Consider the following 15,462-nt stretch of genomic DNA (forward strand, 5'->3'; position numbering starts at 1 on the left):
GACAAAGTTTATAGGGACAGAAATATGAAAATACTGATGGTTCTAACTTCCCACGATGAGCTGGGTAATACCGGTAAGAAAACGGGTTTTTGGCTGGAGGAGTTTGCTGCACCTTATTACATCTTCAAGGATGCTGGCGCTGAAGTGACCCTGGCTTCCCCCAAAGGTGGGCAGCCACCTCTAGACCCTAAGAGTGATGAGCCGGACTTTCAGACGGAGGCGACTCATCGCTTCCAGTCCGATGTTGATGCTCAACAGCTTTTGGCTAATACCCACAAGCTGTCTGACATGAACGCAGCTGACTTTGATGCAGTCTTCTATCCAGGCGGACATGGTCCACTGTGGGATTTAGCTGAGGACCCTAACTCCATTGCCCTGATTGAGCACTTTTTCGCGGCAGATAAGCCGATCGGCGCCGTTTGCCATGCGCCGGGCATTTTCCGCCACACACGTCGTCAAGATGGTGCCTATTTGGTGAAAGGGAAAGGAGTGACGGGGTTCACCAACTCAGAAGAGGCGGCAGTAGAGCTGGTGGATGTGGTGCCGTTTCTGGTTGAGGATATGCTCAAACAGAATGGCGGAATCTACTCGAAAGGAGATGATTGGGCTCCTCATGTAGCTGTAGACGGCAAGCTGGTCACTGGTCAGAATCCGGCATCCTCAGCGGAAACTGCCCAGACTCTTATGGGGTTTATCCCCGCATAGAGCAGTGGTGAGGCCGGTTGGTCAAACAGCTTCTAACTCACCGGTTTCCCTTGAGTCTTTCTGAGAGTAGAATACCCGACAAAGAAGCTTGGTTATTTGAGAGCCTATATGTCTGATTTGAATGTCACTATTACCGAACCCGCTCAGGAATACCTGAAGGAGCTGCTGGCTAAACAGGACTGCGAGGGTATTGCTATTCGCATGTTTGTTTCCAGTCCCGGCACACCCAATGCCGAGACCTGCATCGCCTACTGCCGCCCGGGAGAGGAGGAAGAAGGTGATGTGATGTTGGAAATGAACGGTCTCAAAGCTTACTTCGAAGGTCGCAGTGTTCCCTATCTGGATGATGCTCGGGTCGATTACTCCTCGGATAAGATGGGTGGGCAGCTGACTATCCGCGCCCCCAATTCCCGGATGCCCAAAATCACCGATGACAGTCCCATTCAGGATCGCATCAACTACGTTTTGTATAACGATGTAAATCCCGGGCTGGCTTCACACGGAGGTCAGGTAAGCCTGGTAGAAGTGACCGAGGATATGTTTGCTGTGCTGAAGTTTGGTGGCGGCTGCCAGGGCTGTGGCATGGTGGATATGACCTTGAAAGAGGGCGTGGAAAAGACTCTCAAAGAGAAAATCCCCGAATTGGCAGGTGTGAAAGATATTACTGACCACACCGACAAGTCCCAGGCATACTACTGAGTTCCTGTGATTATCTTGAGTCGGCCAAGTGACTCAAAAGAAAAAGGCGAACGCAAAGTTCGCCTTTTTTATTGCCGCGGTCCTCTCAGGTTAGATCCCGCGTAAGCCTTCCTACGAACTGCTCCCTGACTGTATATATTTGAAATATTGCTCAATGTTTTTCGAGGCATCGGGGAAAAGTAAAGTGCCGGTGCGGCAATCCAGGGATTGGTCATACTTGTGATTGCTTTTGCGCCAGCTCCAGGGAAGAACAATCTATGTTTGACCAAGTGGTGTTTGCCGGTGGCGGCGTGCGCTGTACCTGGCAGATCGGCTTTTGGGAGTCGGTTGCAAAGGAAATTGATCTGGCACCCAGGGTTGTCAGCGCAGTATCCGCCGGTGCTTTGGTGGCCAGCCTGATTCTGATGGGTAGATCGCTCGACGGAGTGGATTACTTTGTGTCAGCATTTAAAGCCAATGGAAAAAATGTCCATTGGGGCAATATGTTTAGCAAAGACCCGGTATTCCCCCACTATACAATTTATCGCCGGGCATTAAGTGATTTATTTTCCGGTGGCTTTGATCAGCTGAGAGAGGCTTCTGACTTACGTATCGGGGTTAGTACTTCGCCCAAGTGGTTGCCCGGTCCGGTCGCGTTAATGATCGGAGCTGCGATTGATTATTCAGATACTTACCTTTTTCCGAATCTCCATCCCACTACCGCATTGAAACTGGGCTTTCGCCAGTCCTTCTATAAGGTACGCCATTGCTCTGAGCCGTCTCAGGTAGAAAAGCTGGTTATTACCTCATCTTGTACACCACCGCTGACGCCACGCTTAAAGCAGGGAGGGGCAGAGGTGTTGGATGGGGGCGTTGTCGATAGTGTGCCAATAGGTGGATTGGATACCACTGAAGGAAAGGTGCTCATATTATTAACCCGGCGTTTTCCCCAGCTGCCCAACCATTTTACGGTACAAAAATTCAATCAAGAGTGGACATACGTTCAACCCTCTGGACAGGTACCGCTTAATGTCTGGGATTTTGCCAGCCCGGAAGAGGTAAAAGACACTTTCCGTATGGGGGTTGCCGACGGTCGCGCTTTTTTGGCGGCTCTCAGTGGTGAGGGGCGACTTATTGAGAGTCGCTCGTAATTTGAATATTACTACTACTCAATACCTATTCAAATTTTGGCACCCTAGAATAAATAAAGAAAAGCTGAGCAGGTTATCAGTGGGCCTAAATCTTTCTCGAAGATTATTTATGGAAGGGTCATGAAGTGCTGTAGCCCGGTGAATAAAAGTGGTAACTGTTCCACGTTGCCCCGCTGTAAAAGAGGGGGAAAGCAGTACGGCTTTTGTTTTTTTCCTTCTTTCCAAAATTCTCCTCTGGCAAATTTGAACAGCTATTTTACAGGCTCAAAATTCCTAGCGGGAGCAATCCTGCATGTTTAATCAAATGGTGTTTGGTGGCGGAGGAAGTCGCTGTATCTGGCAGCTCGGTTTTTTGTTGTCTTTAAGTCGCGATCTACCGATCCGGCCGAAAGTTGTATGTGCTGCATCCGGTGGCAGTATGGTGGCTGCGCTCATGCTAACTGATCGCTGTCGGGAGGGGATTGATTACTTCCATTCTGTCTGCAAAAAAAATGAAAGAAATTTCTATTGGAATAACTCATTTCGCAAGGAACCAATATTTCCACATTTTGATATTTATCGGAGAGGCGTGCACGAGTTGTTTCACGATAGTCTTGAGTCTCTGCGCCAATCTGCAGATCTCAGGATTGCAGTTACCTATCCGCCGGAATGGTTACCTGTGCCTCTTGCACTGACATTGGGGCTCGCGATTTTTTACTCCAATAAGCATATTTTTCACGATCTTCACCCAAATACAGCTTTACATTTAGGGTTTCGACAACTGTTTCACCAGGTGGGCAAGTGCAAAGACGGTAATGAACTTGAGCAGCTTATCTTGGGTTCCTGCTGTGCTCCGCCCATTTCTCCTAGATTATCGCTCTATGGTGCAGAGGTTCTGGATGGCGCTCTGGTGGGGAATGCGCCGGTAGCCGGATTGGCCCCTATCAAAGGGCGGGTTCTGATTCTTGATACGGGAAAATTTCCCCATCTGCCGAACAGTTTCAGCGTGCAAAGAGGTAATCAGGTTTGGACCTATGTACAGCCCTCCCAACCCTTGCCCATGGGAATGTGGAATTTTGCCAACCCCAGTGCGATGAAGCACACCCTGAAGATTGGTGTTGCAGATGGCCGAGCCTTTCTCGATGTACTTTTGTCCGGTAAGGAGCGCCTGGTGCACATTTAGGGAGCCACCGAATAATTCCGTAATATCTCTGCAGGCCTTGGAGGCTGAAAATGTTAGGCGCAGCTCGTCGCGAATGAGCTTAGTCCTTTGCAAAAGCTGCAACGCAGCAGCTGTGGCCTTCAAGGCTCGCCCCCGTAGGGCGAGCGATTCACACTCAGCGCTGCAACTTCTTGAAAGGTCTAGGCATTCCTGCGAAGCCGCGCCTTGATTGTAAACCGCTCTGACAGCCAGAGACATCATGGAATTAGCCAATGGCCCCTTTGGAATCCCAGGTTCACTAGTATCAGTTGCACAATGTTCACGATTCGATTAGGTTATGCAATTAGTTGCATATGGTGGTCGTCATCACCATGTCATCCTGGAAGCTGAAACTAATTGGTCATAAGTTGAGTGCTGCGATTCTTAGAGCGGCCTGCGGTTGAGGTTTAAAAGGTTGTAAAACGCAGAATGGACTCTGGATTGTTTAACCGTGTGGTTGTAACAGGGAAACAAATTTATGTTTGACCAAGTTGTTTTTGCTGGTGGTGGCGGGCGGTGCACCTGGCAGATTGGGTTTTGGGAGTCGATAGCCGGCGCCATCAACCTCTCCCCTAAAGTGGTTACTGCAGTCTCTGCAGGGGGCTTAATGTCGAGTCTTGTGCTGATGGGCAAGACGGAGGAGGCGCGAGAGCATTTTTGGTCTGCGTTTGAAGCCAATCCAAAAAATGCTTATTGGGGTAATCTCTTTGGAAAAGAGCCAGTATTTCCGCAGTACGGTATCTATCGCAATGCGATGTTAGAGTTGTTTCGCGATGGCTTAGAGGCCCTTCAGCGGGGGGCCGAGTTGCGTATTGCGGTGGTGCATCCTCCCAAAGGGCTATCTGGTGGTTTGGCATTTGGAGTGGGGGCAATGGCCTACTATGCGGATAAACACTTTATGCGCAGCCTCCACCCTAAGATTGCCCTGAGATTAGGTTTTAAACAGCAATTTTATCGAGCGCGGGACTGCTCCACTATAGAGGAACTGGTGGACTTGATTCTGTGTTCCTCCTGTACCCCTCCATTTACCCCGCGACTAAAGTTGCGCGGTAAAACAGCACTTGATGGTGGGGTAGTAGACAATATCCCTGTGGCGGGGTTGGATGATGGAAAGGGAAGAGTACTGGTGTTACTGACTCGGCGTTACGAGCAGTATCCGGATAGATTTACGCAGCGCAAAGGCAATCAGACCTGGACTTATGTTCAGCCTTCAAAGCCACCATTTATCAGTGTTTGGGATTACACAAGCCCCGAGCTGGCTCAAAAAACTTACGAGTTGGGCTGTGCCGATGGGCAGGAATTTTTACAAAAGCATGCGAATGAACGGGAGATTTTCAATGAACAATTCCAATAAAAAAATTGCGGAATCCATAGAGCTTTGGCATGAGATGGTTGCCGCGCAGGATTTGAGTCGCTTGCCTGAGATCGTTGCGGAAGATGCCGTTTTCCGTTCGCCGGCATTCTTTAAGCCCTACCACAGCTCCGCGGCTGTGTGTCTTATTCTCAATACTGTAATGCAGGTGTTTGAGAGCTTTGAGTACGACCGCAAATTTACTACTGAATCAGGGCATGACCTGGCTCTTGAGTTTATAGCCAGTATCGGTGATAAGAGCTTAAAGGGGCTAGATATTATCCGCTTTGATGATGAGGGCAAGATTATCGAATTTGAAGTGATGATACGCCCGCTTAATGCGCTGCAGAAACTGGCTGAGGAAATGTCCGGGCGGCTTTCTCAGTATGTGACTCAGTATAAGGATACTCAGCAGGCCTGACTTCCAGCTATCAAACACCCTACAAGTCTTTCTATTAGCTGGCTTCAACTCAGATGACATTATTAAACTGCCATCATTTTATGAATGGCAGTTTAATTAACATTGATAAACCAAAGAGCTAGCTAGTGGATTTTTGCCCAAAGCTTGATATTTCACAGCTTGCAGAGTCTGATTCTACATAACGAACAAACATCCTTGAATTGGATGCTTTGGCCGCTAAGACGGTTGACCAGAATCGATTTTTACTTTCGGTTGTAGCAGACTCCATATGGAAGGATGTGCAAACGTTATTGGTATCATCTGCGACATTGAAGACCTTTATAGTTCCGTTATCTGTATAGTTTTCAAGTTTCCAGTCTGCCGGTATTACGTCTACTTCTCCTGCAAGTGCGGTAGATGAAAAAATAATTGTAGCCATTATGGAACTAAGTATATTTTTATGTATTAGTGCTTCCTTAAATTATTGATCAATTTAGGTGTGAGATTAAAATAAGATAAATTTTGAGGTGATCTGGCCGGGACTTTTTTAGTCAATCAGTCGCAGCCAGATATAAGTGATCTTTAATTGAGCTAGCGGATGTCAATCATATGAGGAGTTGTCGCACTTTCCCAAGTTGGAATCGTGCTGCAAGTGACACCATCTGGGTATTGGACTCTAACAATAGTCTGAGAAAGTTTGGCTGATAGTATAATACTTAACCATGCATTACATGTGCTAGTGCCAACACCAGTCTCTCCTCCTTCTACGGAGCAGATTTTTCTCCCTTTATCATCCCCCCAAATTTCTTCGGAAGTAACCTGTAAGGTCCCTTCTGCGTTTACTTGAAAATTTGTAACAACACCGTCGCAGTTAACATAGGCATTCGCATTTCCTGCTAACAAAAGGCTTGTAAGTATTACGCTCTGTATCGTTCTAATCATAAACTGTTTCCTCTTTATACTCACCTGAAGGACGATGAACATTACATAAATGGTTAAGTGAAATCAATGAGAGAATAGATTCCTGACGGAGGTGCAGTTTATCAAGTCTTAGTGCAAAGGCTTTATTTGACTACCTCGAATTGAAATGCCATTTTTTACGGATGCTTATTAACTATTTGCTTGGTTGAATGATCCTTGAATAAATAGAGCTATCTTTGATTGATAGCTCTGTAAATCGTTTGTTTTGAATTTCAAATCTTGTTTGGAGGGTTAATCATTACTCGAATCAAAGTATTCAAACGCATCAATTCCGTCCATATAGGCCCCATCGAATCCCGCATCTACGATCATGAAAATGTAAGAGTCATCGTTGCCGAATATAATTTCCTGCCAGCCCTGTTGCCAGTACTCCACGTAGTAGTTCCCCGGTTCTCCGGGTACTTCCCCCAAAAGCCAGCTGGGTGGGTTGCTGTACCAAAATGATCTCCAATAGTAGCGATCGTCTTGTGCCTCGCCAATATTGACGTAGGCAAGTACTAGACGTCGCCCACCATTTTCTTTTTCTTTGAGCTGTTCAATTTGCTCTTCGGTGTAAGGTTCCCCATTAAAGAAAAAGTCGATAATCAATATATCGTAATTGGTTTCACTCAGGGCATCGACGAAAGCTTGAGGTGTTGAGTAGTCACGCGGGTCGGTGATATTAATAAAGTTACTGGCTTCGTTTAAACCGTCAATATCTCTGGAATTGACATTGAAGGGCTCGTCGGGATACTCGGGTATATCGTCTAGGGTTACCTGCTCTGCGGCAAAAGAAATATACCCAGCCTGTTCGTTGTTCTCATATGACTCATCAATATCCAGCACAATATTGGTGAAATCAGTGATTAGGATTGTATCACCTTCATCCTTGGCCAGATCCAGGTAAGTTTGCAGGCGCTCGGTTTCAGATTCGCTGGTCGGTTCGTTAACAACACCGTTTGCGCCAAAGAACAAGGCCTCTTGCGCGATTCCGTCTGTCGCGTACACATAGTCTTCGTCAACGGGGCCAGTAGTGGTAGTTGTCGTGGTAATCAACTCGATCCCATTTTGAGGAACAATGAGAAAATATCGGTTAATGCCTTTTGCATAGGCGCTTATATCCTCTACGAGATAGCGCATCTCCTCATCATAATCGCGGCTCGAACGATTAAAGTCATCGGGAAGGTCATCAAGGCTACAGCCAAATATCAACAGTGGACTGAGAGCTGCTAAAAATGTCCGGCGCAAAATACATCTCCATTGCTAAAAAGTGAGAGTTTGTTCTGGTCTTGGGGTTTCGCTACGGGCCAAAGTACTTGAGATAAGTCTCATCAGCACAAGTTCCTCTCCCTTGCGGTTGAGTAACTTATCCAGTCGATGCTGAATGTTAACGTAACCGCCATCCAGATAAATCAATTTGCTGCCACAAAGGCAGGGAGTTTGAAGGTGGGGCTATCGTCCCATATCCATTCTCTTCTTTGTTTTCGTAGTGGCCACGGCTGTCAGGGGGTCATCGGGCCAGTAGTGCTTCTGGTACTTGATTCGTAACTCCTTCTTAACCTCCTGATATGTGTTGGCCCAAAAGTTCGCAAGATCGCGGGTGATCTGCACAGGCCGCTGAGCTGGTGAGAGCAAGTGGATCATCAGCGGGTAGCGCTTACTTAAAATTGTAGGCGTTTGCGCCAGGCCGAACAGTTCCTGTAGTCGCACAGCCAAAATCGGTGGTGTTTCCCGATAGTCGATGCGGATTCGGGAGCCGCTGGGAACCAGATAGTGGCTGGGAGCCAGTTCATCGAGCTTTTGTTGGAAGTTCCAATCCAACTGACCGCGCAGGATGTTAATCAGGTCTAATTGTGCGAGTTGCTCAAGCTTGTGAAGTCCCTGCAAGTGGGGTAACAACCAGTCCTGCATAGTTTCTAGAAGAACGTCATCGCTCCAATCTGGTACTGGAGTATCGGCGAGCAAATCCTCACAGCCCTGGCTCTGGCGCAAAAATTCGACTCGAGAGCATAATTGCTTGGCTTCCGGACTCCAGGGAAGTGAAGACAAGCCTCTCTCGCGAATAGCTTTGAGCAGTGCGAGACTTAATGCCTCTGCAGGAACTTCTTTTGTCGATTGCTGGTGAAGAATCAGTGACCCCAATCGGCTTTGCTGAAGAGCTTCGGCGCGCCCCGAGGCGTTATCCCAGCCTACCGTTATCTCGTCTTTTATGAGAGGGGCAAAGGCTGCCTTCAGAGCCTCTAGGGAAAGCTCAGCTGCCAGCTGGATACGGGCATCGCGACCCTGGCCGTCGAGATCTGCGATCACCAGGTATTCACTCAAGGCGAGAGCGTCATCGTGGGAGAAATGTGCGCCACGACCACTGGAGAGAAGAAATCGGCGAGCAGAGTCCCCGCGAGTCTTGGCAATTCGATCGGGGTAGGCCAGTCCCAATAAGACGCCAATTTCATCTGAGCTATCGAGAACTTGCTGAGGTTTATCGGTACTTGGCGTAAATTCTATCAACTGAGACAGCCAGGTCTTGGCTTGTTGGCGGATTCTGTGAATTGCGTTGCGATCTCCCCTGTGATCATTGCCTTGAGATTTCAGCAGCTGGATGCGCTTTCCGATATCCCGGTCCCATCGGGCCTCCCCCCGGAAAATATCCCGCTCTGACAATAAAGCTGCCAGCAAGCAGGCTTGTTGTTGCAATCCCCAGTCAACACTTGTGACCAGCATATGGGCAAGGCGGGGGTGGGCACCAAAAGTGAGCATGCTGGTACCGTGAGGGGTAATACGGAGCTTCTCATCAATAGCGCCCAGCTGCTGCAATAGCTGCTGGGCCTGAGCCATAGGTCCGGGTGGTGGTGTGTCGAGCCAGTATAGCTCGCTGACATCGTTTACTCCCCACTTTGCCAGCTCCAGAGCCAGCGGAGCTAAGTCACTGCGATTGATTTCCGGAGTGTTTTTAGAATTCAGTGACCGCTGGCGACCCTCACTCCATAGCCGCAAGCAGTAGCCGGCACTGAGGCGCCCGGCCCGGCCTGTACGCTGGGTGGCTGAAGCTTGTGAAATATTGCTTGTTACCAATTGGTTCATGCCAGAGTTGGGATTGAAGCGCGTTTCACGCATGAGTCCGGAATCGATGACAATTCGAACTCCCTCAATAGTCAGGCTGGTTTCGGCCACATTGGTAGCTAAAACTATTTTACGTACTCCTTCTGCAGGGGGAGATATGGCCTGATCCTGCTGTTCGCGACTCAAATCCCCGAACAGTGGGGCGATGACAATATTCTGGTGGTTGTTATCCTCATTTAGTCGTTCCGTGAGCAAGGTTTCCACCTGCTTGATCTCCGCCACCCCAGGCAGGAAAGCCAGAATACTGCCTTCCTCCCTACGCAAAGATTGCACGATCTTGCTTGCCATTAATGATGGCACCTGGCGCGGACCCTCAGGTTCTTCCCGTTGGTCAAGGTATTCAATATCTACAGGGAAGTTTCGCCCTTCACTGGTGATGGTTGGGGCGTTGTTTAGTAGTGAGGAGATAGCATCGGTATCCAGAGTGGCCGACATCACCAGTAATTTAAGGTCGTCTCGCAGGTACTCCTGAGACTGGAGACACAGGGCGAGGGAGAGGTCCGCTTGCAGGCTGCGCTCGTGGAATTCATCGAATATAACCAGGGCGCTTGATACCAGCTCTGGGTCTGCTTGTAGAAGACGTGTGAGAATGCCTTCAGTTACAACTAGAATACGGGTCCTTCTACTTGACTTCCGCTCCCCTCGCACCTGAAACCCAACGGTTTCACCAACTCTCTCACCCAGTTGGGAAGCCATTCGCGCTGCCGCAGTTCGTGCGGCTAAGCGGCGTGGCTCCAACATAATAATATTCTTTCCGTTTAGCCATGGTTCATTCAGTAATGCCAGTGGTACGGCGGTAGTTTTACCAGCTCCGGGTGGTGCCTGGAGTACGACATTACTATGTCCACTCATGGTCTGGAGGAGTTTGGGGAGGATACTTTGAATCGGTAAATCAGACATGGGCGCGATTATAGTGATTTCGCAACATGGGTGATACCAGTATCGAATGGGCTTTTTTGAGTTATTGGAATGCGATGACAACCTTAGGAGGCCCTAGAATTTAACAGATCCGTATCAGTTAAAGTGATGAAAGTGGTCTAAAGCCAAATATTAAGGGAGATGAGAGCATTCGCGAGGGGATTAACTCCGGGTTTATTTAGTGCGGGCTAAACTATAGTCCCTTATGACTACATGATTTGTACATAGGAGAGTTCAATGAGTGTAAACGTTCGTCGCGTAGTAACGGGACATGACTCAGAGGGTAAACCGGTGGTTCTTATGGATGATAGGGGCCTGCACACCAGTAGTTGGCGGCCGCAAATGAATCAACAGCAATTATGGACTACCCAGGACCTACCCGTGGACCTGTGTGAGGATGGCAAGGACAAAGGTGGGCGAAGTGTTGCTGGCACCACTATTCCGGGTGGCTCAGTTTTTAAGATAGTAGAGTTTGGGCCGGGAGTGACTCCGCGCTCTCATCAAACCGATAGTATCGATTATGCCGTGGTGATTTCCGGCGATATTGAGATGGAACTGGGGGATGATGTCGTTGTTAAATTATCTGCTGGAGATACATTGGTTCAGCGAGGGACAGTACACAATTGGGTTAATAGAGGTGATAAGCCCTGCTTGATAGCTTTTGTATTGATTAGCTCTACGGGTAATACAGCATTTGGATAATTATTATTTCAGCGGTAGCTTCTCATTTGGAAAAATATAATATTGGTGGGGTGTTGTATCGGCATGTTATTGTTTGCTCTTCCAATATGATTTAAGTTGATGAGTTCTTAGATATATAAAATGTAATTATAAAATTCTAATGGAGTAGATTTTGTCGTATTTATTTTTAACTTTTGCAATCATCGCCGAGGTTACTGCAACATTGCTTCTTAAGGCATCTAGTGGCTGGGAGAAATGGTGGCTGGGTATGGCCTCTATATTCTTTTACTCACTGGCCAGCTTGTTTCTAGCTTTGGTCTTGAAAACTATGAATGTAGGTATGACCTACGCTATTTGGTCTGGAGTAGGAATAGCACTTGTTTGTGCAGCATCTGTATTTATTTGGCAGCAAAAGTTTGACATCTATGCCACTTGCGGAATTGCATTGATATTTACGGGTACAGCCCTGATCACAGTTAAATCCAATGTGTTTGTGCAATAGTATTCAGAGGTAAACTCTGCCTATCTAAATATTTTCATTGGATATAGCCATCCATGCTTTCAAATCCAGCGTAAACAACTGAATAACTCCGTCGGGCCTTTCAGGCCCGCCTCGTGAAGTCCAAAGAGTGATATCGCTCTAGATTGCGGCTTATTGAATATCTGCAAAGCTAAAAAAGGGCTCTGAACAGCTCAGAAGGTCTTTGGTACTACGAAATAAGGAAGTAAAACTCATCTATAATAAAATTTCTCAGTAGTTGAGGGGAGAGGCTGGAAAGATAAATGCTTCAAGGGTAATTCCAATTTGGTTGCGGCAGTTTTGTTTGGCGTTTAATGGCTTAATTTACAGCCTTTTGGTGAGTTGCTATGCAAAAAGAAGCGTTGATCAGTCAGAAGTTTTATCACCTTTGGTGCGACAAAGGTAGTGGGTCAAGAACTACTGTGGGATATTTTTCGGATTTTGAGTTGATACAATACTCCAATCCAGTGCCTGAGTATCACTTTCGGGATTTACCTAAAGTCAACCGTACTGAGTTTGCAATTTTGCCTCCCGGGTGGGAAAGTGATTTTCATTCTACACCGAGCCCCCAGTGGGTTATCACATTGGCGGGGCAATGGCGTACAACAACACGAGATGGAGTAGTGGTGACATACAAACCTGGGGATGTTCATTTTGGTGGAGATGTTCCTACAAAAGAGATGGCCGTAAATCAGCAGGGGCACTGTACGATTAACCCCTCTGAAAAAGAACCGGCAAAGCTGCTTATATTAGGGGTTGATTCATTGCTGTCTGTTCCTGAGGGTTGAAGTTATAGTCGTTTGCCTGTTAATTTTTAGCCATATTTCCTATGGCTATTGATTCCTTTTTTTGATTTATAAATAGCATATTTGTATTTATTTGCTTCCCTGGCTTGATAGGATACGATTTTTATTAATATATTTTAAATTGTAGTTTTAGTTTAACAGCTAGGGAGGGGGTATGTCTGCAAAGCAGTTTTTTTAAAATTCTATAAGTGCCATAAAAGATTATTTTGGTAATAAGGCGACAGCACTTTGGCATACATTTGATGATTCTGAGGTAGCAGCGGCAGGAAATTACCAGTGTGTTGACCTTGATGAGCGCGCCTGGTTATGGACTCCTCGGGGAATGACAACTAATCGGTTAATCATAACTGCCCACGGGCATCGCAGAACCACATCCACCTTTAAGATAAAGTACAACGTCAACCTGCACTTTTATTCTCGGGATAAATTCAGTGTGAATGATCCGGGCCTCGGCCAATTTTATACCAGGGGAGCCAATTCTGTTGAAGATTGGGGGCTAAATGATAATTGTTTTAACTATATTTTGACAAAATACACGAGCAGCTCGACAAATAAGCATAATACGAACAATGAAACCTATGCTTCCATTAATGCAGTTATGAACCATAACAATAGCGACAACCGTAGACGTAGAATACAGAATGCCAACAATATCGGAATGATTGCACAGGCAAATAGTATTCAGTCCTTTCAGCCTCCCAGTATTTTAACGATCAGAAACAGACAGTTTATGACAGGAGTGAACTTGTAGTGGGTATTGGATACTTTAGATAAGAAGGGTCATCACTTTAATGATATTGATTGTCTTTTCTGCCGGAATACATTGTGGACAGGTACTGTAGCTGTAATGTCGGGGTTATCTGGAGGAGATAAATATAGTGATGATGTTGCGTTAAATTAGTATCGATAAATTTGAGGTTTCAATCATCCTGTTTGCGTAGAGCATAGTTGACATTAAAAGTATATTAAACAACCTATTTGGTACATTAAGTTCGCTTTGCTTGCGTCCTTATTCTGTTATAGCTTTTGTTGATTGCATAAAAAATGTCGATGGTGATAATAAGCCCTGGCTTCCTATTTAAAAATTAGGCTTTCACTTTAAGAAGCATGTTGGGGAAATATCAATGAAGCAGTTGTTGTTAGGGGTTGTCTTAAGTGTGTTGTCCTTTGGGGCAATTGCAGGAGAGAGTAAACGAGAGAGTGTCGAGGAGCTACTGGAAGTATCGAATGCTGAGGCCATGCTCGATACCATCTATGCGCAAATGGATCAGATGTTATCAGGTATGTCTGGGCAGCTGGGGGTAAGACCTTCGGAACAGAAACTTTTTGACCAGCATATGAAGGAAGTTATCGCTCTAATGAAGGAGGAGATGAATTGGCAGAAGATAAAGGAGCCAATGATTGAGGTTTACCTAAAGCATTACTCTGAAGAGGAAGTTCAGGATATGCTGACTTTCTTCCGTACTGAAACCGGTCAATCCATGCTAGTCAAAATGCCTGCGGTAATGAATGACTCAATGGTTATTTCGCAACAAATGGTCCAAGGTTTTATGCCCAAGCTAAGAGAGATATCCCTGGCCTTTAAAGCGGATTTGGAAGAGCAAAGAAAGTCTACCAGTGAGACGGCACAAAATTAATAGCAGTTTTTCCTTGAGCGTTTTGTAAGAATCAATCTTTCATGGTATTTGTGAGGGGATTTTCCCTCACTTTGCTTTTCCTAACAAGCTTAGTCAACGTCTTATACGAAGACTTCGATTGCCTAGATTTGTAAGTGCGATGGAATGACTTGGTCACTATCCTGTGGGTTGGCTAGTGCGGCCTCAATGGCTACTTGAACCCCCAGGGCAGAGGTCTCCACGGACATACTGGGATTACCGATGTATTCGGGCGTAGCGGCAACTTGAGGTAGCTGGGGGAGGTGAATCCAGCCGGCCGGGATATCCAGTTGATTAGTTGCGATATAGTGAAGTGCTCCGTACATCAGGTGATTGCAGCAAAAAGTACCAGCAGTATCAGATATATCTGCAGGAACGCCAGCATTGCGCATGGCCATTACCATTGCGCGGATAGGTAGCGTGCTGTGATAAGCCACGGGGCCATTTTCTACGGTTGACTCTCCCTGTATTTCAACGCCTCGATTATCTTTCAGGTTGTATCTAGTGGAGTCATTATAATTTTGTGCAATTCTCTCGGTTGTAATAGTTGCCCGGCCACTGTACTCACCAAGCATCACAACTAATTGCGGTTGAATCTTCTCAATGGCATCTGTGACAACATCAATACTTTCGAAGAAGTTATTGGGTACCAAAAGACCGCTAATATCACCATTAGCTATTCGTGTGCCATCCAGCATACGCATAACTGATTCAGCAGGATTTATTGGCGTGTTACCAAATGGCTCGAAACCTGTTACCAAGACTGTTGGCATTGTGACTTTTCGCTGCAGGTTGTTTGATCGCAGTTTTATGAGGGTCACCAAGGGCAATTGTGTAACCTTTGATGACCTTGTCGCAGGTTAATTCAATATTCCCAGCTTTTCCATAAACGTAAACTTGTCCCAGTCGACCCAGCTTTCTACCATTTTTCCATCCTTAAATCGGTCGGTATGGACACCGGTCCAGCTGGTGGTTTTTCCTGTAGCTTTATATTGTTTAAATTTTCCAGTATGAGTTGCAGTTATCCTCCAGCGAGTGCAAACATAGTCTCCCTCTGTAACTTGAAGTAGCAATTCCATTTTTACGTCGGAAAACCCTTTATGGAACTCACTGACAAGCTCCTGCCATCCCTGCAGGGATAATACTGAGGTATCACCACCGACATAGGGCATTTGATGGTTTTTATAGTCGGGAGCGAGATAGTCTGTGGCTTTATGTGGTGTATTGTCACCCCATAGTTCCATTAGAGATTTTGAAATTTCTTTGTGCTTGTTAGCCATTTTAGTCCCATTGTCAGTTAGGTCGTAGTTGGGTAGCCCAAGCATAGTTCAGGACCGGAT

At 46.5% G+C, this 15,462-nt stretch carries 17 protein-coding genes; 11 read left to right on the forward strand and 6 right to left on the reverse strand.

Annotation, left to right across the window (positions count from 1 at the left end):
- Nucleotides 1-24: 24 nt before the first annotated feature.
- The 6 genes from BTJ40_RS09800 (at nt 25) to BTJ40_RS09825 (ending at nt 5,486) form a co-directional block, all read left to right on the forward strand.
- Nucleotides 25-705, forward strand: coding sequence for a type 1 glutamine amidotransferase domain-containing protein (locus BTJ40_RS09800; protein WP_108732916.1), 681 nt, complete (start codon nt 25-27; stop codon nt 703-705).
- 108 nt (nt 706-813) lie between these two features.
- Nucleotides 814-1,404, forward strand: a complete 591-nt coding sequence (gene nfuA, locus BTJ40_RS09805) for a Fe-S biogenesis protein NfuA (protein WP_108732917.1) — start codon at nt 814-816, stop codon at nt 1,402-1,404.
- A 257-nt stretch (nt 1,405-1,661) separates the two neighbouring features.
- Complete coding sequence (locus BTJ40_RS09810) at nt 1,662-2,534, forward strand: patatin-like phospholipase family protein (protein WP_108732918.1); 873 nt, start codon at nt 1,662-1,664, stop codon at nt 2,532-2,534.
- A 292-nt stretch (nt 2,535-2,826) separates the two neighbouring features.
- Nucleotides 2,827-3,696 carry a patatin-like phospholipase family protein gene (locus tag BTJ40_RS09815; protein ID WP_108732919.1) on the forward strand — a complete coding sequence of 290 codons (870 nt, stop codon included), beginning with the start codon at nt 2,827-2,829 and terminating at the stop codon, nt 3,694-3,696.
- 496 nt (nt 3,697-4,192) lie between these two features.
- Nucleotides 4,193-5,068, forward strand: a complete 876-nt coding sequence (locus BTJ40_RS09820; RefSeq protein ID WP_108732920.1) for a patatin-like phospholipase family protein — start codon at nt 4,193-4,195, stop codon at nt 5,066-5,068.
- Complete coding sequence (locus tag BTJ40_RS09825; RefSeq protein ID WP_108732921.1) at nt 5,052-5,486, forward strand: nuclear transport factor 2 family protein; 435 nt, start codon at nt 5,052-5,054, stop codon at nt 5,484-5,486. Before BTJ40_RS09820 ends, BTJ40_RS09825 begins: the two co-directional genes overlap by 17 nt.
- A 118-nt stretch (nt 5,487-5,604) precedes the next feature.
- On the opposite strand, the gene BTJ40_RS09830 is transcribed toward BTJ40_RS09825, so the two are convergent.
- From BTJ40_RS09830 to hrpB, 4 genes are all read right to left on the reverse strand, one after another.
- On the reverse strand, nt 5,605-5,904 hold the full coding sequence (locus BTJ40_RS09830) for a hypothetical protein (RefSeq protein ID WP_108732922.1): 300 nt from the start codon (nt 5,902-5,904) through the stop codon (nt 5,605-5,607).
- A 152-nt stretch (nt 5,905-6,056) separates the two neighbouring features.
- Entirely contained in the window at nt 6,057-6,407 is a 351-nt protein-coding gene (locus BTJ40_RS09835; RefSeq protein ID WP_108732923.1) for a hypothetical protein, read from the reverse strand.
- A gap of 270 nt (nt 6,408-6,677) precedes the next feature.
- Nucleotides 6,678-7,673: an endo alpha-1,4 polygalactosaminidase gene (locus BTJ40_RS09840; protein ID WP_108732924.1), complete on the reverse strand. Its 996-nt coding sequence runs from the start codon at nt 7,671-7,673 to the stop codon at nt 6,678-6,680.
- Nucleotides 7,674-7,877: 204 nt separating this feature from the next.
- Nucleotides 7,878-10,442, reverse strand: coding sequence for an ATP-dependent helicase HrpB (gene hrpB, locus BTJ40_RS09845; RefSeq protein ID WP_108732925.1), 2,565 nt, complete (start codon nt 10,440-10,442; stop codon nt 7,878-7,880).
- Nucleotides 10,443-10,697: 255 nt separating this feature from the next.
- Here hrpB and BTJ40_RS09850 point away from each other — a divergent pair, with 255 nt between their 5' ends.
- The 5 genes from BTJ40_RS09850 (at nt 10,698) to BTJ40_RS09870 (ending at nt 14,104) form a co-directional block, all read left to right on the forward strand.
- On the forward strand, nt 10,698-11,162 hold the full coding sequence (locus tag BTJ40_RS09850) for a cupin domain-containing protein (protein ID WP_108732926.1): 465 nt from the start codon (nt 10,698-10,700) through the stop codon (nt 11,160-11,162).
- Between the two features lie 151 nt (nt 11,163-11,313).
- The gene (locus tag BTJ40_RS09855; protein ID WP_108732927.1) at nt 11,314-11,643 is read left to right on the forward strand and encodes a multidrug efflux SMR transporter; all 330 of its coding nucleotides are present in this window, start codon (nt 11,314-11,316) and stop codon (nt 11,641-11,643) included.
- A 365-nt stretch (nt 11,644-12,008) separates the two neighbouring features.
- Nucleotides 12,009-12,449, forward strand: coding sequence for a cupin domain-containing protein (locus BTJ40_RS09860; RefSeq protein ID WP_108732928.1), 441 nt, complete (start codon nt 12,009-12,011; stop codon nt 12,447-12,449).
- A 340-nt stretch (nt 12,450-12,789) separates the two neighbouring features.
- The gene (locus tag BTJ40_RS23150) at nt 12,790-13,218 is read left to right on the forward strand and encodes a putative adhesin (RefSeq protein ID WP_108732929.1); all 429 of its coding nucleotides are present in this window, start codon (nt 12,790-12,792) and stop codon (nt 13,216-13,218) included.
- Between the two features lie 373 nt (nt 13,219-13,591).
- Nucleotides 13,592-14,104, forward strand: a complete 513-nt coding sequence (locus tag BTJ40_RS09870) for a DUF2059 domain-containing protein (protein ID WP_108732930.1) — start codon at nt 13,592-13,594, stop codon at nt 14,102-14,104.
- A gap of 122 nt (nt 14,105-14,226) precedes the next feature.
- Here the strand turns inward: BTJ40_RS09870 and pcp are convergent, their stop codons facing one another.
- Both pcp and BTJ40_RS09880 read right to left on the reverse strand, forming a co-directional pair.
- Nucleotides 14,227-14,895 (reverse strand): pyroglutamyl-peptidase I, encoded by a 669-nt coding sequence (gene pcp, locus BTJ40_RS09875; RefSeq protein ID WP_108732931.1) that lies wholly within the window; start codon nt 14,893-14,895, stop codon nt 14,227-14,229.
- 87 nt (nt 14,896-14,982) lie between these two features.
- Nucleotides 14,983-15,402, reverse strand: coding sequence for an ester cyclase (locus BTJ40_RS09880; protein ID WP_157953987.1), 420 nt, complete (start codon nt 15,400-15,402; stop codon nt 14,983-14,985).
- Nucleotides 15,403-15,462: the final 60 nt, after the last annotated feature.

Source organism: Microbulbifer sp. A4B17 (assembly GCF_003076275.1).
GTDB lineage: Bacteria > Pseudomonadota > Gammaproteobacteria > Pseudomonadales > Cellvibrionaceae > Microbulbifer.

What these genes read in the sequence shown, in the direction of transcription:
- BTJ40_RS09800 (WP_108732916.1), top strand. Translation starts at nt 25, where the DNA reads ATGAAAATACTGATGGTTCTAACTTCCCACGATGAGCTGGGTAATACC.
- nfuA (WP_108732917.1), top strand. Translation starts at nt 814, where the DNA reads ATGTCTGATTTGAATGTCACTATTACCGAACCCGCTCAGGAATACCTG.
- BTJ40_RS09810 (WP_108732918.1), top strand. Translation starts at nt 1,662, where the DNA reads ATGTTTGACCAAGTGGTGTTTGCCGGTGGCGGCGTGCGCTGTACCTGG.
- BTJ40_RS09815 (WP_108732919.1), top strand. Translation starts at nt 2,827, where the DNA reads ATGTTTAATCAAATGGTGTTTGGTGGCGGAGGAAGTCGCTGTATCTGG.
- BTJ40_RS09820 (WP_108732920.1), top strand. Translation starts at nt 4,193, where the DNA reads ATGTTTGACCAAGTTGTTTTTGCTGGTGGTGGCGGGCGGTGCACCTGG.
- BTJ40_RS09825 (WP_108732921.1), top strand. Translation starts at nt 5,052, where the DNA reads ATGAACAATTCCAATAAAAAAATTGCGGAATCCATAGAGCTTTGGCAT.
- BTJ40_RS09830 (WP_108732922.1), bottom strand. Translation starts at nt 5,904, where the DNA reads ATGGCTACAATTATTTTTTCATCTACCGCACTTGCAGGAGAAGTAGAC.
- BTJ40_RS09835 (WP_108732923.1), bottom strand. Translation starts at nt 6,407, where the DNA reads ATGATTAGAACGATACAGAGCGTAATACTTACAAGCCTTTTGTTAGCA.
- hrpB (WP_108732925.1), bottom strand. Translation starts at nt 10,442, where the DNA reads ATGTCTGATTTACCGATTCAAAGTATCCTCCCCAAACTCCTCCAGACC.
- BTJ40_RS09850 (WP_108732926.1), top strand. Translation starts at nt 10,698, where the DNA reads ATGAGTGTAAACGTTCGTCGCGTAGTAACGGGACATGACTCAGAGGGT.
- BTJ40_RS09860 (WP_108732928.1), top strand. Translation starts at nt 12,009, where the DNA reads ATGCAAAAAGAAGCGTTGATCAGTCAGAAGTTTTATCACCTTTGGTGC.
- BTJ40_RS23150 (WP_108732929.1), top strand. Translation starts at nt 12,790, where the DNA reads ATGACAACTAATCGGTTAATCATAACTGCCCACGGGCATCGCAGAACC.
- BTJ40_RS09870 (WP_108732930.1), top strand. Translation starts at nt 13,592, where the DNA reads ATGAAGCAGTTGTTGTTAGGGGTTGTCTTAAGTGTGTTGTCCTTTGGG.
- pcp (WP_108732931.1), bottom strand. Translation starts at nt 14,895, where the DNA reads ATGCCAACAGTCTTGGTAACAGGTTTCGAGCCATTTGGTAACACGCCA.
- BTJ40_RS09880 (WP_157953987.1), bottom strand. Translation starts at nt 15,402, where the DNA reads ATGGCTAACAAGCACAAAGAAATTTCAAAATCTCTAATGGAACTATGG.